Origin of the sequence: Streptomyces sp. (assembly GCF_031181705.1) — a bacterium.
Taxonomy (GTDB): Bacteria; Actinomycetota; Actinomycetes; order Streptomycetales; family Streptomycetaceae; genus Streptomyces.
Genome location: NZ_JAPSKN010000122.1, coordinates 1 through 16,991 on the forward strand (window position 1 = coordinate 1; position 16,991 = coordinate 16,991).

Here is a 16,991-nt window from a genome sequence, read left to right on the forward strand (position 1 = left end):
GACCTCGATCATCCGGTTGATGGCATTGACACCACCGCCGCCGACACCGATGACTTTGATGACTGCGAGGTAGTTCTGCGGTGCTGCCACGTCGAAGGCCTCTCGCCTCGAGTTACGTGTCGCCGAATCACCGTGACGCCCTGCGCCCCGCGACCCGACGACTGATGCCGAATGGGACGGTCCGTATCGCCGACCCGAACCCTAACCCTGAAGTTTAGGGTTACCAGTGTGTCCGTTCCTTGGAGTCTTCTGAACAGGACACTAAGTCGACAAGTGGCGCTCCTTCAACGAACACGCCGAACCTCCCGTTTTTCTTTTCACCCTATGTGATCAGCCGTAGCGCTGCCCAACCAGGGTGCTGGCCTGCGCGGATGTGCGTCAACTCCCTGATGACGCGGGGGCGGTGGGGACGCTCACGTCGAAGTGCCGCGCGTCGCGCGAGGCTTTCATCAGGGCGGTCAGCGCGCGGGCCTTCGCGGCGCCCTTCTCGCTGCTCCCCCAGACGACGGTGCGGCCGTCCCGCAACTCCAGCGAGATGTCGTCGTAGGAACGGACCTTGACGGTCCGTGTGGCGCGGGCGACCGCGGCCGGGACGGCGCGGGCCACGCCGACCGCCTCGCGCACCAGCCTGGGCTCGCCGAAGCGGCGCAGGCTGGCGGCGGCCGAGCCGGAGCGCGACAGCGTCAATTCCAGCGCGGGCACGCCTTTCGGAGCCTCGGAAACCGTAGCGAAACGGACACCTTCATCGTCCACTTCGATGAACTTTCCGCCCTTTTGGACAATCAGAACCGGAGTCCGCTCGACCACTTCCAGGTCGATTCCATGGGGCCAGGAACGGACCACGTCAACCGCGTCGATTCGGGGCAATTTCTGGCGCAGCCGCGTCTCGATCGCGTCCGTGTCGACGGAAATGAGCGGCTCGCCGAGGGGAACCTCGGCGGCCGCCTTGACCTGATCCGGCGTCAGGACCCGGGTGCCCGAGACGGAGACCCGCTCGGCACGCAGCCAGTCGGACCCGTAGAACAGCCACAGCGTCGGGATGCCGAGGAAGACCAGGGCGAGGACCAGGACGACGATCACACGGACGTGGCGCCGCCTCAGACGCCTGACGGGAGGCGGGCCGGACGACTTCTGCTGGCGTTCACCGCGCTCGGCGGTGGTCGATCCGGCCACGCTCCCCTGCCTTCCGTCATACGGGCCTAGCGGTGTGCACGAGCGGCGGCGATCGCCTCGTACACCATGCCGACGAGCAGGTCGTCGGCGTCCCGGCGGCCGAACTCGGCGGCGGCGCGGGACATCTGGTACAGCCGGTGCGGGTCGGCGAGCACGGGCAGGACGTTCTGCTGCACCCACTCGGGGGTCAGTTCCGCGTCGTCGACCAGCAGGCCGCCGCCTGCCTTCACCACCGGCTGGGCGTTGAGCCGCTGTTCGCCGTTGCCGATGGGCAGCGGGACGTAGGCGGCCGGGAGCCCGACGGCGGAGAGTTCGGCGACGGTCATCGCGCCCGCGCGGCAGAGCATCATGTCGGCCGCGGCGTACGCGAGGTCCATCCGGTCCAGGTAACTTACCGGGATGTAGGGGGGCATCCCCGGCATCTGCTGGACCTGCGGCAGTTCGTTCTTCGGGCCGACCGCGTGCAGGATCTGGATGCCGGCCTGCTGGAGCCAGGGCGCGACCGTCTGCACGACCTCGTTGAGGCGGCGGGCGCCCTGGGAGCCGCCGGAGACCAGCAGCGTGGGCAGGTTGGGGTCCAGCCCGAACGCGGCCCGGGCCTCGGGGCGCACGGCGGCCCGGTCCAGGGTGGCGATGGAGCGGCGCAGCGGGATGCCGATGTAGCGGGCGCCGCGCAGCTTGCTGTCCGGCGTGGAGACCGCGACCTGGCTGGCGTAGCGCGAGCCGATCTTGTTGGCCAGGCCCGGGCGGGCGTTGGCCTCGTGGATGACGATCGGCACTCCGAGGCGCTTGGCCGCGAGGTAGCCGGGCAGGGCGACGTAGCCGCCGAAGCCGACCACGGCGTCCGCCTTGGTGCGCTCCAGGATCTGCTCGGTCGCCTTGATCGTGCCGCGCAGCCGGCCCGGGACGGTGATCAGCTCGGGGGTGGGCTTGCGTGGCAGCGGTACGGCCGGGATCAGCGCGAGTTCGTAACCGCGCTCGGGTACCAGACGCGTCTCCAGGCCCCGCTCCGTGCCCAGGGCCGTGATGCCCACGGTCGGGTCCTGCCTGCGCAGGGCGTCCGCGAGGGCGAGCGCGGGCTCGATGTGGCCCGCGGTTCCTCCGCCGGCGAGTACGACATGCACCGAAATTCACCGCTCTCCGGACGGACGCGCCGCCGTGGCGCGCCGTCGCATCGTGTTCCATCTCCGGGGACTCCGACCCGAACCGGTTCCCCCGGCCCCCCGCTTTCTACCAAAGCGAGGTTGCCGCATCGCAAGCGCTGCCCGCGCAGCGGGCTCGTCGCGTGCGAAGGCGATCAGCAGCCCGATGGCGAACATGGTCGGCAGCAGGGCGGATCCCCCGTAGGAGAACAGCGGGAGAGGCACACCGGCGATCGGCAGCAGACCGAGCACCGCACCGATGTTGATCACGGCCTGGGCCGTGATCCAGGTGGTCACGCCTCCCGCGGCATACCTCACGAAGGGGTCCTCCGTGCGTCCGGCCACGCGGATACCCGCATAGCCTAGAGCCGCGAAGAGGGCGAGGACCGACAGCGTCCCCGCCAGGCCCAGTTCCTCACCGGTGACGGCGAAGATGAAGTCGGTGTGGGCTTCGGGGAGTTGGCCCCATTTCTCCACACTCGCCCCCAGCCCCGAGCCGAAGATCCCGCCGGAGGCGAGGGCGTAGATGCCGTGCACGGCCTGCCAGCAGTCGACCGGTCCGGACTGGGGTTCGGTGGCGCCGAGGCACTGCAGGCGGGCCATGCGGTTGGGGCTGGTCTTGATGAGGATCAGACCGAGCACGGCCGCGACCGACAGGACGCCGGCGAACAGCCGCGTGGGCGCTCCGGCCAGCCAGAGCAGGCCGAACAGGATGGCCGTGAGGATGATCGCGGTGCCCATGTCGCCGCCGATCATGATGAGCCCGAGCAGCATGAAGGCGGCCGGCACCAGTGGGACGAGCATGTGCTTCCACTGGGTCAGCAGCCTCTTGTCCTGCTTGCGGGCGAGCAGATCGGCACCCCACAGCACCAGCGCGAGCTTGCCGAACTCACTGGGCTGGAGCTGGAAGGAGCCGCCGACGGCGAGCCAGTTCTGGTTGCCGTTGACCGAGACTCCTACCCCGGGCACCTGGACCAGCGCCATGAGGCAGACGGCGCCGGCGAGGATGGGGTAGGCCAGGGCCCGGTGGAGTCTCACCGGCATGCGTGAGGCGGCGAACAGCAGACCGGCGCCGATGACCGCCGCGAGCAGCTGCTTGCGGAAGAAGTACGAGCCGGGCAGCGACATCTGCAGCGCGGTGATCTGGGAGGCCGAGTAGACCATCACCAGGCCCAGCACCGTGATCAGCGCGCTGCCGCCGAGGATCAGGTAGTAGGCGGTCAGCGGCCGGTCCCAGCCCCGGCGGGCGCGGGTGTACAGGCCGAGGACGCCGTTCTCCCTCGGCGGCCGGGACGCGGCGGGGCGCTTGGGGGCGCGCGGGGTCGGGGGCCGTCCGGTGCGGCTGGAGGGCATCGCCGCTCACCCCGCCTTGCCGGAGGGGAGCGTCGTGCGGCGCACGCTCCCCGGCCGCTCGGGCACCAGCCACATCCGTGTCACGCGTCCCTCCCAGGTACGCCCGGCGTCACCGCCGGGCGAGGCGGACCCGGGTCAGTCCTCGACGGAGCCGAGCTCGCGAACGGCGTCCGCGAAAGCGTCCCCGCGCTTGTTGTAGTCGGCGAACATGTCCATGGAGGCGCAGGCCGGGGCCAGCAACACCGTGTCGCCCGCCTGAGCGAGCCGTCGCGCCTCGTGGACCGCCGCGCGCATCGCCCCAGTGTCGGTCCGGTCGAGGTCGACGACGGGTACTTCCGGGGCGTGTCGCGCCAGGGCTTCGCGGATGAGCGCGCGGTCCGCGCCGATCAGCACGGCCCCGCGCAGCCGCTTCGCGGCCTTGGCGACCAGTTCGTCGAAGACGGCGCCCTTGGCGAGCCCGCCCGCGATCCACACGATCGACTCGTAGGCCGCCAACGAGGCTTCCGCGGCGTGGGTGTTGGTCGCCTTGGAGTCGTCGACGTAGGCGATCCCGTCCACGTCGGCGACGTGCGCGATGCGGTGGGCGTCCGGGGTGAAGGCCCGCAGCCCGTCCCGGACGGCCCTGGCGGGCACGCCGTAGGCGCGGGCGAGGGCCGCCGCGGCGAGGGCGTTGGCGATGTTGTGCGGGGCCGGCGGCCTGACGTCGGCGACCTCGGCGAGCTCCTGGGCGTTCTTCTGCCGGTTCTCGACGAAGGCGCGGTCGACCAGGATGCCCTCCACGACGCCGAGTTGGGAGGGGCCGGGCGTGCCGAGGGTGAAGCCGATGGCGCGGCAGCCCTCCTCCACGTCGGCCTCACGGACCAGGTCCTCCGTGGACGGCTTGTCGGTGGCGTCCGCGTTGTAGACGCAGGCGACGCGATTGCCCTCGTAGACACGGCCCTTGTCGGCGGCGTACGCCTCCATGGAGCCGTGCCAGTCGAGGTGGTCGGGGGCGAGGTTGAGCACCGCGGCCGAGTGGGCGCGCAGGGACGGCGCCCAGTGCAGCTGGTAGCTGGACAGCTCCACGGCCAGGACGTCGTACTTCTCCTCGCCGAGCACCGCGTCCAGCACGGAGACGCCGATGTTGCCGACGGCGGCGGTGCGCAGGCCCGCCGCCTTCAGGATCGAGGCGAGCATCCGGACCGTCGTGGTCTTGCCGTTGGTGCCCGTGACGGCCAGCCAGGGCGCGGCGTCGGGGCCGCGCAGGCGCCAGGCCAGCTCGACGTCGCCCCAGATCTCCACTCCCGCGTCACGGGCCGCCGTGAACAGCGGCTTGTCCGGCTTCCAGCCGGGCGCGGTGACGATCAGCTCGGTGCCCTCCGGCAGAGTGTCGCCGTCGCCCAGGCGCACGGTGATCCCGAGCGCCTCCAGCTCGGCCGCCTGCGTCCGCGCGCGCTCGTCGGCGCCGTCGTTGACGACCGTGACGCGCGCGCCGAGTTCGTGCAGCACCTTGGCCGCCGGGACGCCCGAGACACCGAGTCCGGCGACGGTGACGTGCTTGCCCTGGAAGTCGAAGGGCTCCGAGGAGGTCACTTGTCCGCTGCCCATCCTGCGTAGAAGAGGCCGAGTCCGACGATCACACAAATGCCCTGGATGATCCAGAAACGGACCACGACGAGCACTTCGGACCAGCCCTTGAGTTCGAAGTGGTGCTGCAGTGGCGCCATCCGGAAGACGCGCTTGCCGGTGAGGCGGAACGAACCGACCTGGATCACCACGGACATGGTGATCAGCACGAACAGGCCGCCGAGGATGGCGAGCAGCAGCTCGGTGCGCGAGCAGATCGCGAGGCCGGCGAGCACACCGCCGAGCGCGAGCGAACCGGTGTCGCCCATGAAGATCTTGGCCGGCGAGGTGTTCCACCACAAAAAGCCCAGGCAGGCGCCCATGAGCGCGGAGGCGACCACCGCGAGGTCGAGGGGGTCGCGGACCTCGTAACAGGCTCCCGGGTTGGTCAGGGTGCCCGCGTTGGCGCAGGACTCCTGGAACTGCCAGACGCCGATGAAGGTGTAGGCGCCGAAGACGAGCACCGAGGCGCCGGTGGCCAGACCGTCCAGACCGTCGGTCAGGTTCACGCCGTTGGACATCGCGAGGATCATGAACAGCGCCCAGACCACGAACAGCACCGGGCCGATCGTCCAGCCGAAGTCCGTGATGAACGACAGCTTGGTGGAGGCCGGGGTGTTGCCGCGGTTGTCCGCGAACTGCAGGGAGAGCACCGCGAAGCCGATGCCGACGATCAGCTGGCCGGCCATCTTCGCCTTGGCCCGCAGACCCAGCGAACGCCGCTTGACGATCTTGATGTAGTCGTCGAGGAAGCCGACCAGGCCCATGCCGACCATCAGTCCGAGCACCAGCAGACCCGAGAAGGTCGGCGCCGCGTCGACGTCCGGGTCCAGATAGCCCGTGATCACCTTGGCCAGGAAGTACGCGGCGACCGTGGCCAGGATGAAGGCGATACCGCCCATGGTCGGCGTACCGCGCTTGCTGGCGTGCTCGCGCGGGCCGTCGTCGCGGATGTACTGGCCGTAGCCCTTGCGCGCGAGCAGCTTGATCAGCAGCGGGGTGCCGACCAGCGTGAGAAAGAGACCAATGACTCCTGCGAACAGGATCTGCTTCATCATCGGGCGGCAACCTCACCCTCGGCACCGGACTCCAGCAGCGCCTGGGCAACGCTTTCGAGCCCGACCGAACGGGACGCCTTCACGAGCACGACGTCCCCCGGGCGCAACTCGCTGCGCAACAGGTCGACCGCCGCCTGTGCGTCGGACACGTGCACCGACTCCTCACCCCACGAACCCTCGTTATATGCGCCCAGTTGCAGCCAGGCGGCTTCCCTGCCCCCGACCGCGACGAGCTTGCTGACGTTGAGCCGGACGGCGAGCCGTCCGACCGCGTCGTGCTCGGCGAGCGCCTCGTCCCCGAGCTCGGCCATCTTGCCGAGCACCGCCCACGTGCGACGCCCCTTGCCCATGGCCGCCAGCGCGCGCAGCGCGGCCTTCATGGACTCGGGGTTCGCGTTGTAGGCGTCGTTGACGACCGTCACGCCGTCCGGGCGCTCGGTGACCTCCATCCGCCAGCGGGAGAGGGAGCCCGCCTCGGAGAGCGCGCGGGCGATCTCGTCTGCGGACATGCCCAACTCGTGGGCGACGGCGGCCGCGGCGAGCGCGTTCGACACGTGATGCTCACCGTACAGGCGCATGGTCACATCGCTTGCACCGGAGGGTGTGTGAAGCCTGAACGAGGGCTGTCCGGTGTCCGTGAGTCGCACGTTCTCGGCGCGAACGTCCGCTTCGCCGGACTCTCCGAAAAGGAGCACCTTCGCCTTCGTTCGGGAGGCCATGGCGCGTACGTAGGGGTCGTCCGCGTTGAGGATCGCGGTGCCGCCCTCGGCCTCGGGGGGCAGCGCCTCCACCAGCTCGCCCTTGGCCTGGGCGATCTGCTCGCGGCCGCCGAACTCGCCGATGTGGGCGGATCCGACGTTGAGCACCAGGCCGATCCGCGGCGGGGTCAGTTCCGTGAGGTAGCGGATGTGCCCGATGCCGCGGGCGCCCATCTCCAGGACGAGGAACCTCGTCTCCTCGGTGGCGCTGAGCGCGGTCAGCGGCAGCCCGATCTCGTTGTTGAGCGAGCCGGGCGTGAACACCGTCGGCGCCTTGCGCTGGAGCACCTGCGCGATGAGGTCCTTGGTGCTGGTCTTGCCCGCCGAGCCGGTGAGGGCGACGAGGGTGGCGCCGAGCCGGGCCACGACGTGCCGCGCGAGGGCGCCGAGAGCGGTCTGGACGTCCTCCACGACGATGGCGGGCACGCCGACGGGACGGGTGCCGAGCACGGCCACCGCTCCCGCCTCGACGACCGCCGCCGCGAAGTCGTGGCCGTCCACGCGCTCACCGGCGAAGGCCACGAACAGGCTGCCCGGCCCCGCCTCACGGGAGTCCCGGACGACCGGGCCGGTGACCTGGACGGACGGATCCGGTATGTCGTGCGTCTGCCCGCCGACGACTTCTGCGATCTCGGCGAGGGAGAGGGCGATCACAAGTTCATCCCCTGGGTCTTCTGGATTTTCATCCCTGGGTCTTCTGGATGGCTTCGCGCAGCACCTGGCGGTCGTCGAAGGGACGGACCACACCGGCGATGTCCTGGCCCTGCTCGTGGCCCTTGCCCGCGACCAGCACGGTGTCGCCGGGTTCGGCACGCGCCACGGCGGCGGCGATCGCGGCGGCCCGGTCCTCGAAGACCTGTACCTCGCCGCGCTCGTGTGCGGGCACGGAGGCCGCGCCCCGCAGCATCGTGGCGAGGATCGCGAGGGGGTCCTCGCCACGGGGGTTGTCGGAGGTCAGGACGGCGGTGTCGGCGAGCCGCGCCGCCGCGGCGCCCATCGGCTCCCGCTTCGTCCTGTCCCGGTCGCCGCCGCAGCCGAGGACGACGTGCAGCCTGCCCTCGGTGACCTTGCGCAGGGCGCGCAGCACCGACTCGACGGCGTCGGTCTTGTGGGCGTAGTCGACGACCGCGAGATAGGGCTGCCCGGCGTCCACGCGCTCCAGGCGGCCCGGCACGCCGGGGACGGCGGCCACACCGTCGGCGGCGGACTGCGGGTCGAGCCCGGCGACGGCCAGGGCGACGATCGCGGCCAGGGTGTTGGCCACGTTGAAGGGGCCCGGCAGCGGCGACTTGGCGCTGATCCGCTCGCCCTCGGGCCCGATGACGGTGAACGTCGAGTCCAGCCGGCCGATCTGCACGTCCTCGGCGCGCCAGTCGGCGTCCGGGTGGCCCTCGGCGGAGTAGGTGACGACCGGGACGCCGGCTTCCTTCGCCAGCCTGCGGCCGTACTCGTCGTCGACGTTGACCACGCCGAGCCTGCTCCGTTTCGGCGTGAACAGCTGCGCCTTCGCCTGGAAGTAGTCCTCCATGTCGGAGTGGAACTCCATGTGCTCCGGGCTGAGGTTGGTGAAGACGCCGATGTCGAAGACGCAGCCGTCGACGCGGCCGAGCACCAGGGCGTGGCTGGAGACCTCCATGGCGACCGCCTCGACGCCGCGTTCGCGCATGACGGCGAACAGGGCCTGCAGGTCGGTGGCCTCGGGGGTGGTCCGCTCGGACTTGATGCGCTCGTCGCCGATGCGCATCTCGACCGTGCCGATCAGGCCGGTGGACCTGACGGTCTTCAGGCCGCCCTCGACGAGGTAGGCGGTGGTGGTCTTGCCGGAGGTGCCGGTGATGCCGATCTGGAGCAGGTCCCGGCCGGGGTGGCCGTAGATCGTGGCGGCCAGCTCGCCCATCTGCCCGCGCGGGTCGTCGACGACCAGGACGGGCAGGCCGGACGCGGCGGCGCGGTCGGCGCCGGCCGGGTCGGTCAGCACGGCGGCGGCGCCCAGGCCCGCGGCCTGGTTCACGAAGTCCGCACCGTGCAGGCGGGCGCCCGGCAGGGCGGCGTACAGGTCGCCGGGGCGCACGGCGCGCGAGTCGTGGGTGATGCCCGTGACCTCGGCGGCGCCCTGTGGCGCGGGAGCACCCAGCTGATCGGCGAGTTCCGCGAGGGATGTGGCGGAGAGCTGCACCGGCCTGGGCGGCCCGGGGTATGTCACGGGATGCCCCTTCTGGGTGGTTTGGGACTGATCAGCGTGTGGCACGGCGGTGAGCGTACCGGGCGCACCCGCCTGCGGGCGAAGTGAGGGGCCCGGGTTGCTCTGGTTCCCGGGGTCCGGGGTGATCGTCGTCACGAGTGGTTCCTGGCTGTTCGGTGCGGACGGGCGCGGGGGGCCGGCCGGCGCTGGAAGGTCAGCGCCGGAAGGTGACCGGGAGCTTGGCGGGCTTGGCCCCGGTCGGCGGGACCTGGAGGGACTTCAGTGCGAACTCCATGACCTGCTTGTAGACGGGACCGCAGATCTGCCCGCCGAAGTAGCTGCCCCGGGTGGCGTTCTGGATGGCGCAGTAGACGGTGACGCGGGGCTTGTCGGCGGGTGCGAACCCGGCGAACGAGGAGGTGTAGCCGCTGTACTTGCCGGTGGCCGGATCCACGCGGTTGGCCGTGCCGGTCTTGCCCGCGACGCGGTAGCCGGGGATGCGCGCCTTGGTGCCGGTGCCCTCCTCGTCGTCCACGACGGACTCCAGCATCCGGGCGAGGGTCTTCGCCGTCTGCGCGCTCACGACCCGCGTCTTCGCGGGCTTCGGGGCGGGCGTGAAGCGGCCGTCGGGGCCCTTGGTGCCGCGTACGAGCGTGGGTTCGACGCGGACGCCGCCGTTGGCGATGGTCGAGTACACGGAGGCGGCCTGCATGGCGTTGATGGAGACGCCCTGGCCGAAAGGGATCGTGTACTGCTGCGAGGTCGACCACTTGTCGGGCGGGGCGAGGATGCCCTTGGTCTCGCCGGGGAAGCCGAGGCCCGTGTAGCTGCCGAGGCCGAACTTGCGCAGGTAGTCGTAGAGGACCTTGTTGGCCTGCGCCTGGGTCCTGCCGAGCTGGCCGGTGGCGAGGATGGTGCCGATGTTGCTGGACTTGGCGAGGACGCCGTTGAGCGTCAGGTACCAGGTCGGGTGGTCGACGTCGTCCTTGAAGAGCCGGTCGCCGCGGTGCAGCCGGTTGGGCACGACCACGTGGGTCATCGGGGTGGCGGCCCGCTCCTGGAGGACGGCGGCCATCGACATGACCTTGGCGGTGGAGCCGGGCTCGAAGGCGTCCTGCAGCGCCGCGTTGCCGAGGGCGGCCGGGTCGGCGTCGGACAGGTCGTTGGGGTCGAACCCGGGCGAGTTGGCCATGGCCAGGATCTGCCCGGTGCGGGTGTCCTGGACGATGACGTAGCCGCGGTCGGCAGCGGACTCCTTCACCTGCTCGGTGATGGCGTTCTGCGCGGCCCACTGGATGTCGCGGTCGATGGTGAGTTCGACGTCGCTGCCCGGTACGGCGGGCGTCTCGGTGGCGCCCCCCGCGGTGGGGACGAGGCGGCCGCCGGACTGGGCGTAGCGGATCTTGCCGTCCTTGCCGGCCAGCCGCTTGTTCAGCTGCAGCTCGATGCCGCCGCCGGGCTTGCCCTCGGCGTTGACCCAGCCCAGTATCCCGGCGGCGAGGTCGCCGTTGGGGTACACGCGCTTGCTCGTGGCGACGGAGAAGACGCCCGCGAGCACGTTGCGCACGGACTTGTCCGTCTCCTCCTTCTTCGCGAGCGCGGACTTCAGGTCCTTGATCTGCTTCCAGACCTGCGGGGTCTGGCGGGAGGCCAGCTTCACGTAGCGCAGGGCCTTGTTCTTCGGCCGCAGCTTCTCGACCAGGGTCTCCTGGTCCTGCCCGAGGATCGGCGCGAGCAGGGCGGCCGCCTGCTCGGGCCCGTCGGCGATCTTCAGCATGTCCGGCGCGAACATGGTGGGGTCGGCCGTGATGTCGTAGGCGTCCTCGCTGGTGGCCAGGGCGACGCCGGAGCGGTCGGTGATCTCGCCGCGGTCGGCGGCCAGCACCTGGCCCACGTAGCGGTTCTGCTCGGCCTTGGCGGCGTACGTGCTCGCGTCGACGGCCTGCACCTGGAAGAGCCGTACGACGAAGGCGATCAGCACGAGGGTGAGCGCGAGCCCGATCAGGCGCAGCCGGGGGCGCGGGCTGCCCAGCCGGAGCGGCTTGGGCGGGGCCGTGCGTCCCGGTCCGGGCCGCCGGGCCGGCCGGGCACCGGGCCCGGGCCTGCGCCGGGCGTCGGGGCGTGCGGGCCTGGCGGGGCCGGGCACACGGCGGCGTGGCGGTTCCCTGTCGGACACTTCCGTCACCTGCCGGGGGTCGATGCGGTGCCGTCGGGCATGGCCTCGGGGGCGAGGACCAGGGGGACGTGGGCGGCGGCCGGCCGGACGCCGGGGGCGGGGCTGGGAACGCCCTTGACCGTGCCGTCGGGGCCCAGGAAGGCGGGGTCGCCGCCGGGAACCATGCCGAGTTCGCGGGCGCGGCGCTGGAGGGCCTCGGGGGCGGAGTAGGCGTCGATGTCCCGCTGCAGGGCCTGCTCCTCGTCGGTGAGGTTCCTGGTCTCGCGCTGGAGGTCGTCGAGCTGGAACGCGCCTTCGCTGACGGCCGAGTTCAGCACGAGGAGGGCGATGAGACCGCCGCCGAGGAGGAGGACGACCAGGAGGACGAAGGGGGTGCGGGCGGCCTGCCCGGGGCCGGTGGGCAGGAGTCGCGCGAGACGCGCCGCCCTGCCCGTCAGTTCGGGTCTACTGCTCACACGCGCTCCCTCGGGCCGGGCCGGTCCGCCCGCGGCCGGTGCGCGCTGCGCGCGCCCGGGACGGCCACCCGTCGCGCGGGGACGCTCCACCGCCCCGCAGCCCTCCGTCGCCCACTCGCGCTCCACCGGCCCGACGCGGCCGCCCTTCGCGGGCCGGCGCTCCACCGGCCCGCGGTGACCGCCCGCCGCCCGCTCGCGCTCCGCGGACCGGCGACAGCCACCTGTCGCCCACTCGCGCTCCATCGGTCCGGGACCACCCCTGGCTCACTCGACGTCCTCCCTGATGCGCTGGGCGCCGCGCAGCCGCGCCGGTGCCGCTCGCCGGTTCTCGGCGATCTCCTCCTCCGTGGGGAGTTCGGCACCGCGGGTGAGCAGCTTGAGCCGCGGCTGGTAGCGCTCCGGCACGACCGGCAGCCCGGGCGGCGCGGTGGTGGCGGCACCCGCCGCGAACACCTGCTTGACCAGCCGGTCCTCCAGCGAGTGGTACGACAGCACGGCGATCCGCCCGCCGACGTCCAGCGCCTTCACGGCGGCCGGGATCGCCCGTTCCAGGACGGCGAGTTCGCCGTTGACCTCGATGCGCAGGGCCTGGAAGGTGCGCTTGGCCGGGTTGCCGCCGGTGCGCTTGGCGGCCTGCGGCAGGGCGTCGCGGATCAGTTCGACCAGCCGCGCGCTGCTGCTGAACGGCTCCTTCTCCCGCTCGCGCACGATCGCGGACACGATCCGCTTCGCCTGCTTCTCCTCGCCGTACGCCCGGAGGATGCGGACCAGTTCGCCCGGCGGGTACGTGTTGAGGACCTCAGCGGCGCTGACCCCGGTCGTCTGGTCCATCCGCATGTCGAGCGGGGCGTCCTGGGCGTAGGCGAAGCCGCGGTCGGCCTCGTCGAGCTGCATGGAGGAGACGCCGAGGTCGAACAGGACGCCCTGCACGCGCGCGATGCCGAGCCTGCGCAGCACGTCGGGGAGTTCGTCGTAGACGGCGTGGACGAGGGTGGCGCGCTCCCCGTACGGCGCGAGGCGCTCGCCGGACAGGCGCAGGGCCTCCTTGTCACGGTCCAGGGCGACGAGACGGACGTCCGGGAACCGCTCCAGGAGCGCCTCGCTGTGGCCGCCGAGGCCGAGGGTGCAGTCGACGACCACGGCGTCCGGGCCCTGAAGGGCGGGTGCCAGCAGGTCCAGGCACCGCTGGAGCATCACCGGGACGTGTCGACTCTCGCTCAAGGGGCCCTCTCAGATCCGGCGGGCCCGCACGCACCGCCGGGTCACCGCCCGCTCGTGAGGAGGCCTGCCGGCGCCGGAAGCGTCAGTCGACCGGGAGCGGGAGGAGGCCGAGCCGTACGTACGCGCCGCGCACGCGGGGAGATCTCCGGTCGTCGCCGGGGTCTCCGGGAATTCAGTCCAGCGGGGAGAGTCTCGCCTCCCGCTTCGCGTCACTTTAGTCCACCCTGTCTCGCGGTCAATCAACCGGCCTGCGCGTCGCAGCCCACGGCACATCGCCCCTGTGGGTTACCTCACTACAAGGCCCGATGGCGTTCTTTGTCCCCTCTCACAGCGGGACGAGGACCCGGGTGACCAGTAACGTCATGGTTATGACGACTTCTGCATCGGTTCCCACGGGTTCGGAGAGCACAACCGGAGGTGGCTCGGTCACCGACCGCATCGTCGAGGCGAACGCCCGGTACGCAGCGGCCTTCGGGAACGCCGGCATGGACGCCAAGCCCGCCCTGCACGTGGCGGTCGTGGCCTGCATGGACGCCCGCCTCGACACGCTCGCCGCGCTGGGCCTGGAACTCGGCGACTGCCACACCATCCGCAACGCGGGCGGTGTCGTCACCGACGACGTGATCCGCTCTCTCACCATCAGCCAGCGCAAGCTCGGCACGCGCAGCGTGGTCCTCGTCCACCACACCGGTTGCGGCATGGAGACCCTGACCGAGGACTTCCGGGGCGAACTCGAGACAGAGGTGGGCCAGCGTCCGTCGTGGGCGGTGGAGTGCTTCTCGGACGTCGACCAGGACGTCCGGCAGTCGATGCAGCGCGTGCGCACCTCCCCGTTCCTGCTGCACACCGACGACGTGCGCGGCTTCGTCTTCGACGTGAAGACCGGCCTGCTGCGCGAGGTCGACCCCGCCTCCTGACCTGGTCGCCCACCCCGTCCGGCAACCCCCGGTAGCTGTCGAAAGCCTGTCAGTCACGCGTTCGAATGGCCTTAAGACCGACATATCGCGGCCAGTTGTCCACAGTCGAGTGACACGAATCGGTAACGGCAGCAAGAATGCGGGAGTGGCGTCACGCGGAACTTTTCACGCGTGGTGTGCGTGTTCGGGGTGGGCCGGCCCGCGTCATGCGGCGTCGGCCCGGGAAACTGGGGTATCCCGTGCTTCCTGGGAGCAGGGGAAAGGCCGAGGAGGGCCGGGTGACGACCTATGACGATCGAGCGAGCCTCACTGATCTGACCGCCGTGGTGGAGCGCGTGCGGGAGTCGGTGGAAGGCGTGATCGAGGGCAAGCCCGAGGTCGTACGGCTCTCGCTGACCGTACTGCTCGCCGAGGGGCATCTGCTGATCGAGGATGTCCCGGGTGTCGGCAAGACCATGCTGGCCAAGGCGCTGGCGCGGTCCATCGACTGTTCGGTGCGGCGCATCCAGTTCACGCCGGACCTGCTGCCGTCGGACATCACCGGTGTGTCCATCTGGGACCAGCAGCGCCGCGACTTCGAGTTCAAGCCGGGCGCGATCTTCGCGCAGGTGGTGATCGGCGACGAGATCAACCGCGCCTCGCCCAAGACGCAGTCCGCGCTGCTGGAGTCGATGGAGGAGCGGCAGGTCACCATCGACGGCAAGACCTACGAGCTGCCCAGCCCCTTCATGGTGGTGGCGACGCAGAACCCGGTCGAGATGGAGGGCACCTACCCGCTGCCGGAGGCCCAGCGCGACCGCTTCATGGCGCGGGTCTCGGTCGGCTATCCCAGCGCGGAGGCCGAGCTGCAGATGCTGGACGTGCACGGCGGCGTCTCCCCGCTGGAGGACCTCCAGCCGGTGGCGCACGCGCACGAGATCCTCAAGCTGATCGAGGCGGTGCGCGGCGTGCACGTGGCCGAGCCGGTCCGGCGCTACGCGGTCGACCTGGTCGGCGCCACGCGCACGCACCCCGACCTGAGGCTGGGCGCCTCGCCGCGTGCCACGCTGCATCTGCTGCGCGCGGCGAAGGCGTCCGCGGCCCTCAGCGGCCGGGAGTACGCGCTGCCGGACGACGTGCAGGCCCTGTCCGTCGCCGTCCTGGCCCACCGTCTGCTGCCCACCGCCCAGGCCCAGCTCAACCGCCGCACGGCCGAGCAGGTCGTCGAGGAGATCCTGCAGCGCACCCCGGTGCCGGCCTCGCCCCAGCAGCAGAGCGGCTTCGGCGCCGTGGGCCGCACCGCGCCGACCTATCCCTCGCACCCGCCGCGGAGGCTGTGATGAGCACCGCGGGGACGGGGCAGGCGGAGGCCGACCGGGACGAGAAGGGCGGCGTCCGCACCGCCCTGGCCGGTCTGACCACCCGCGGACGCTCCTTCCTGGCCGCCGGCGTCGCGGCCGCCGTGTGCTCGTACGTGCTCGGGCAGGCCGACCTGCTGCGCGTCGGCCTGCTGCTGGCGGTGCTGCCGTTGGTGTGCGCGGCGGTGCTGTACCGCACGCGCTACCGGGTCGCGGGCAGCCGCCGGCTCTCCCCCGCGCGCGTGCCCGCCGGCAGCGAGGCGCGGGTCCACCTGCGGATGGACAACATCTCGCGGCTGCCCACGGGCCTGCTGATGCTCCAGGACCGCGTCCCGTACGTGCTCGGTCCGCGGCCCCGCTTCGTGCTGGACCGGGTGGAGGCGGGCGGCCGTCGCGAGGTGTCCTACCGGGTCCGTTCCGACCTGCGCGGCCGCTATCCGCTGGGCCCGCTCCAGCTGCGCCTGACCGACCCGTTCGGCATGTGCGAGCTGACCCGCTCCTTCTCCACGTACGACACCCTGACCGTGATCCCGCGCGTGGAGCCGCTGGCGCCGGTGTGGCTGAGCGGCGAGGCGAAGGGCTACGGCGACGGGCGGCAGCGTTCGCTGGCGCTGGCCGGCGAGGACGACGTGATTCCGCGCGGCTACCGCTACGGCGATGACCTGCGCCGCGTGCACTGGCGCTCGACCGCCCGCTACGGCGAGCTGATGGTGCGCCGCGAGGAGCAGCCCCAGCGCGCCCGCTGCACGGTGCTGCTCGACACGCGGGGCATCGCCTACGCGGGCGCGGGCCCGGACTCGGCCTTCGAGTGGGCCGTCGCCGGCGCCGCCTCCGTGCTGGTGCACATGCTCGAACGGGGCTTCTCGGTGCGGCTGCTGACGGACACCGGCAACGCGGTGCCCGGCGAGGGCGGCGACGGCTTCGCGGGCGCGAACCAGGAGTCGGCGGACGCGGCCGGGCTGATGATGGACACCCTCGCGGTGATCGACCACTCCGACGGCGCGGGCCTGTCCCGGGCCTACGACGTGATCCGCGGCGGGAACGAGGGGCTGCTGGTGGCCTTCCTCGGCGACCTGGACGAGGAGCAGGCGGCCGTGGTGACCCGGATGCGGCAGCGCAGCGGGGGCGCGGTGGCCTTCGTGCTGGACAGCGACACCTGGACGCGGGAACCGGGCGATGTGCCCGGTCCGTTGCACGGGAGCGTGGAGCGGCTGCGCATGCTGCGCGAGGCGGGGTGGACGGCCCTCGGCGTGCCGCCGGGCGTCTCGCTGGACGAGCTGTGGCGGCAGGCCGACCGGGAGCGCCGGGGCGTGGCCGCCGCGAGCGGCGGGGAGGGACCGTGATGAGCGGGCGGGTACGACTGACGCTGGCCGCGTGGGCGGCCACGCTGATGGCCGCGTGCGCCCTGCTGCCCCTCGTCGAGCCGGCCACGTGGATCGTGCAGGCGGCGTTCCTGCTGGCCGTGCAGGCGGGCGTGGGCGCCGCGGCCCGCCGGGTGCCGCTGGCGCGACCGCTCACGGTGGCGGCCCAGGCCCTGGTGACGCTGTTCCTGCTGACCTTCGTCTTCGCCCGCGAGCAGGCTCTGGCGGGGCTGGTCCCCGGACCGCAGGCCTT

At 71.8% G+C, this 16,991-nt stretch carries 13 protein-coding genes and 1 pseudogene; 4 read left to right on the forward strand and 10 right to left on the reverse strand.

The genetic code is table 11. The features are described from left to right. Positions 1-378: 378 nt before the first annotated feature. The 10 genes from RIN80_RS20930 to rsmH form a co-directional block, all read right to left on the reverse strand. The gene (locus tag RIN80_RS20930) at positions 379-1,173 is read right to left on the reverse strand and encodes an FtsQ-type POTRA domain-containing protein (protein ID WP_309097161.1); all 795 of its coding nucleotides are present in this window, start codon (positions 1,171-1,173) and stop codon (positions 379-381) included. Positions 1,174-1,199: 26 nt separating this feature from the next. Beyond that, on the reverse strand, positions 1,200-2,297 hold the full coding sequence (gene murG / locus RIN80_RS20935; RefSeq protein WP_010039354.1) for an undecaprenyldiphospho-muramoylpentapeptide beta-N-acetylglucosaminyltransferase: 1,098 nt from the start codon (positions 2,295-2,297) through the stop codon (positions 1,200-1,202). Positions 2,298-2,303: 6 nt separating this feature from the next. Next, a complete protein-coding gene (ftsW, locus tag RIN80_RS20940) occupies positions 2,304-3,668 on the reverse strand; it encodes a putative lipid II flippase FtsW (protein WP_309097162.1) in 1,365 nt (454 codons plus the stop codon). A gap of 135 nt (positions 3,669-3,803) precedes the next feature. Next, the gene (gene murD / locus RIN80_RS20945) at positions 3,804-5,255 is read right to left on the reverse strand and encodes a UDP-N-acetylmuramoyl-L-alanine--D-glutamate ligase (protein ID WP_309097163.1); all 1,452 of its coding nucleotides are present in this window, start codon (positions 5,253-5,255) and stop codon (positions 3,804-3,806) included. Further along, positions 5,237-6,328: a phospho-N-acetylmuramoyl-pentapeptide-transferase gene (gene mraY, locus RIN80_RS20950; RefSeq protein ID WP_309097172.1), complete on the reverse strand. Its 1,092-nt coding sequence runs from the start codon at positions 6,326-6,328 to the stop codon at positions 5,237-5,239. Before mraY ends, murD begins: the two co-directional genes overlap by 19 nt. Next, positions 6,328-7,743, reverse strand: coding sequence for a UDP-N-acetylmuramoyl-tripeptide--D-alanyl-D-alanine ligase (murF, locus tag RIN80_RS20955; protein WP_309097164.1), 1,416 nt, complete (start codon positions 7,741-7,743; stop codon positions 6,328-6,330). Before murF ends, mraY begins: the two co-directional genes overlap by 1 nt. A gap of 28 nt (positions 7,744-7,771) precedes the next feature. Beyond that, positions 7,772-9,292, reverse strand: coding sequence for a UDP-N-acetylmuramoyl-L-alanyl-D-glutamate--2,6-diaminopimelate ligase (locus RIN80_RS20960; protein ID WP_309097165.1), 1,521 nt, complete (start codon positions 9,290-9,292; stop codon positions 7,772-7,774). A gap of 193 nt (positions 9,293-9,485) precedes the next feature. After that, complete coding sequence (locus tag RIN80_RS20965; RefSeq protein WP_309097166.1) at positions 9,486-11,447, reverse strand: penicillin-binding protein 2; 1,962 nt, start codon at positions 11,445-11,447, stop codon at positions 9,486-9,488. A gap of 5 nt (positions 11,448-11,452) precedes the next feature. Then, positions 11,453-11,902, reverse strand: a complete 450-nt coding sequence (locus RIN80_RS20970; RefSeq protein ID WP_309097167.1) for a septum formation initiator family protein — start codon at positions 11,900-11,902, stop codon at positions 11,453-11,455. Between the two features lie 264 nt (positions 11,903-12,166). After that, complete coding sequence (rsmH, locus tag RIN80_RS20975) at positions 12,167-13,123, reverse strand: 16S rRNA (cytosine(1402)-N(4))-methyltransferase RsmH (protein ID WP_309097168.1); 957 nt, start codon at positions 13,121-13,123, stop codon at positions 12,167-12,169. 305 nt (positions 13,124-13,428) lie between these two features. Here rsmH and RIN80_RS20980 point away from each other — a divergent pair, with 305 nt between their 5' ends. The 4 genes and pseudogenes from RIN80_RS20980 to RIN80_RS20995 all read left to right on the forward strand — a co-directional run. Then, positions 13,429-14,040, forward strand: a complete 612-nt coding sequence (locus tag RIN80_RS20980; RefSeq protein WP_309097169.1) for a carbonic anhydrase — start codon at positions 13,429-13,431, stop codon at positions 14,038-14,040. A 278-nt stretch (positions 14,041-14,318) separates the two neighbouring features. Continuing rightward, on the forward strand, positions 14,319-15,359 hold the full coding sequence (locus tag RIN80_RS20985) for a MoxR family ATPase (protein WP_309097170.1): 1,041 nt from the start codon (positions 14,319-14,321) through the stop codon (positions 15,357-15,359). After that, positions 15,359-16,720, forward strand: a complete 1,362-nt coding sequence (locus RIN80_RS20990; RefSeq protein ID WP_309097171.1) for a DUF58 domain-containing protein — start codon at positions 15,359-15,361, stop codon at positions 16,718-16,720. Before RIN80_RS20985 ends, RIN80_RS20990 begins: the two co-directional genes overlap by 1 nt. Further along, positions 16,720-16,991, forward strand: a pseudogene (locus RIN80_RS20995) (transglutaminase); the annotation flags it as partial. The gene RIN80_RS20990 and the pseudogene RIN80_RS20995, both read left to right, overlap by 1 nt.

Excerpts from the sequence above, each read along its gene's own strand:
- ftsW (WP_309097162.1), bottom strand. The coding sequence starts at position 3,668 with ATGCCCTCCAGCCGCACCGGACGGCCCCCGACCCCGCGCGCCCCCAAG.
- RIN80_RS20990 (WP_309097171.1), top strand. The coding sequence starts at position 15,359 with ATGAGCACCGCGGGGACGGGGCAGGCGGAGGCCGACCGGGACGAGAAG.
- murD (WP_309097163.1), bottom strand. The coding sequence starts at position 5,255 with ATGGGCAGCGGACAAGTGACCTCCTCGGAGCCCTTCGACTTCCAGGGC.
- RIN80_RS20980 (WP_309097169.1), top strand. The coding sequence starts at position 13,429 with ATGGCGTTCTTTGTCCCCTCTCACAGCGGGACGAGGACCCGGGTGACC.
- mraY (WP_309097172.1), bottom strand. The coding sequence starts at position 6,328 with ATGAAGCAGATCCTGTTCGCAGGAGTCATTGGTCTCTTTCTCACGCTG.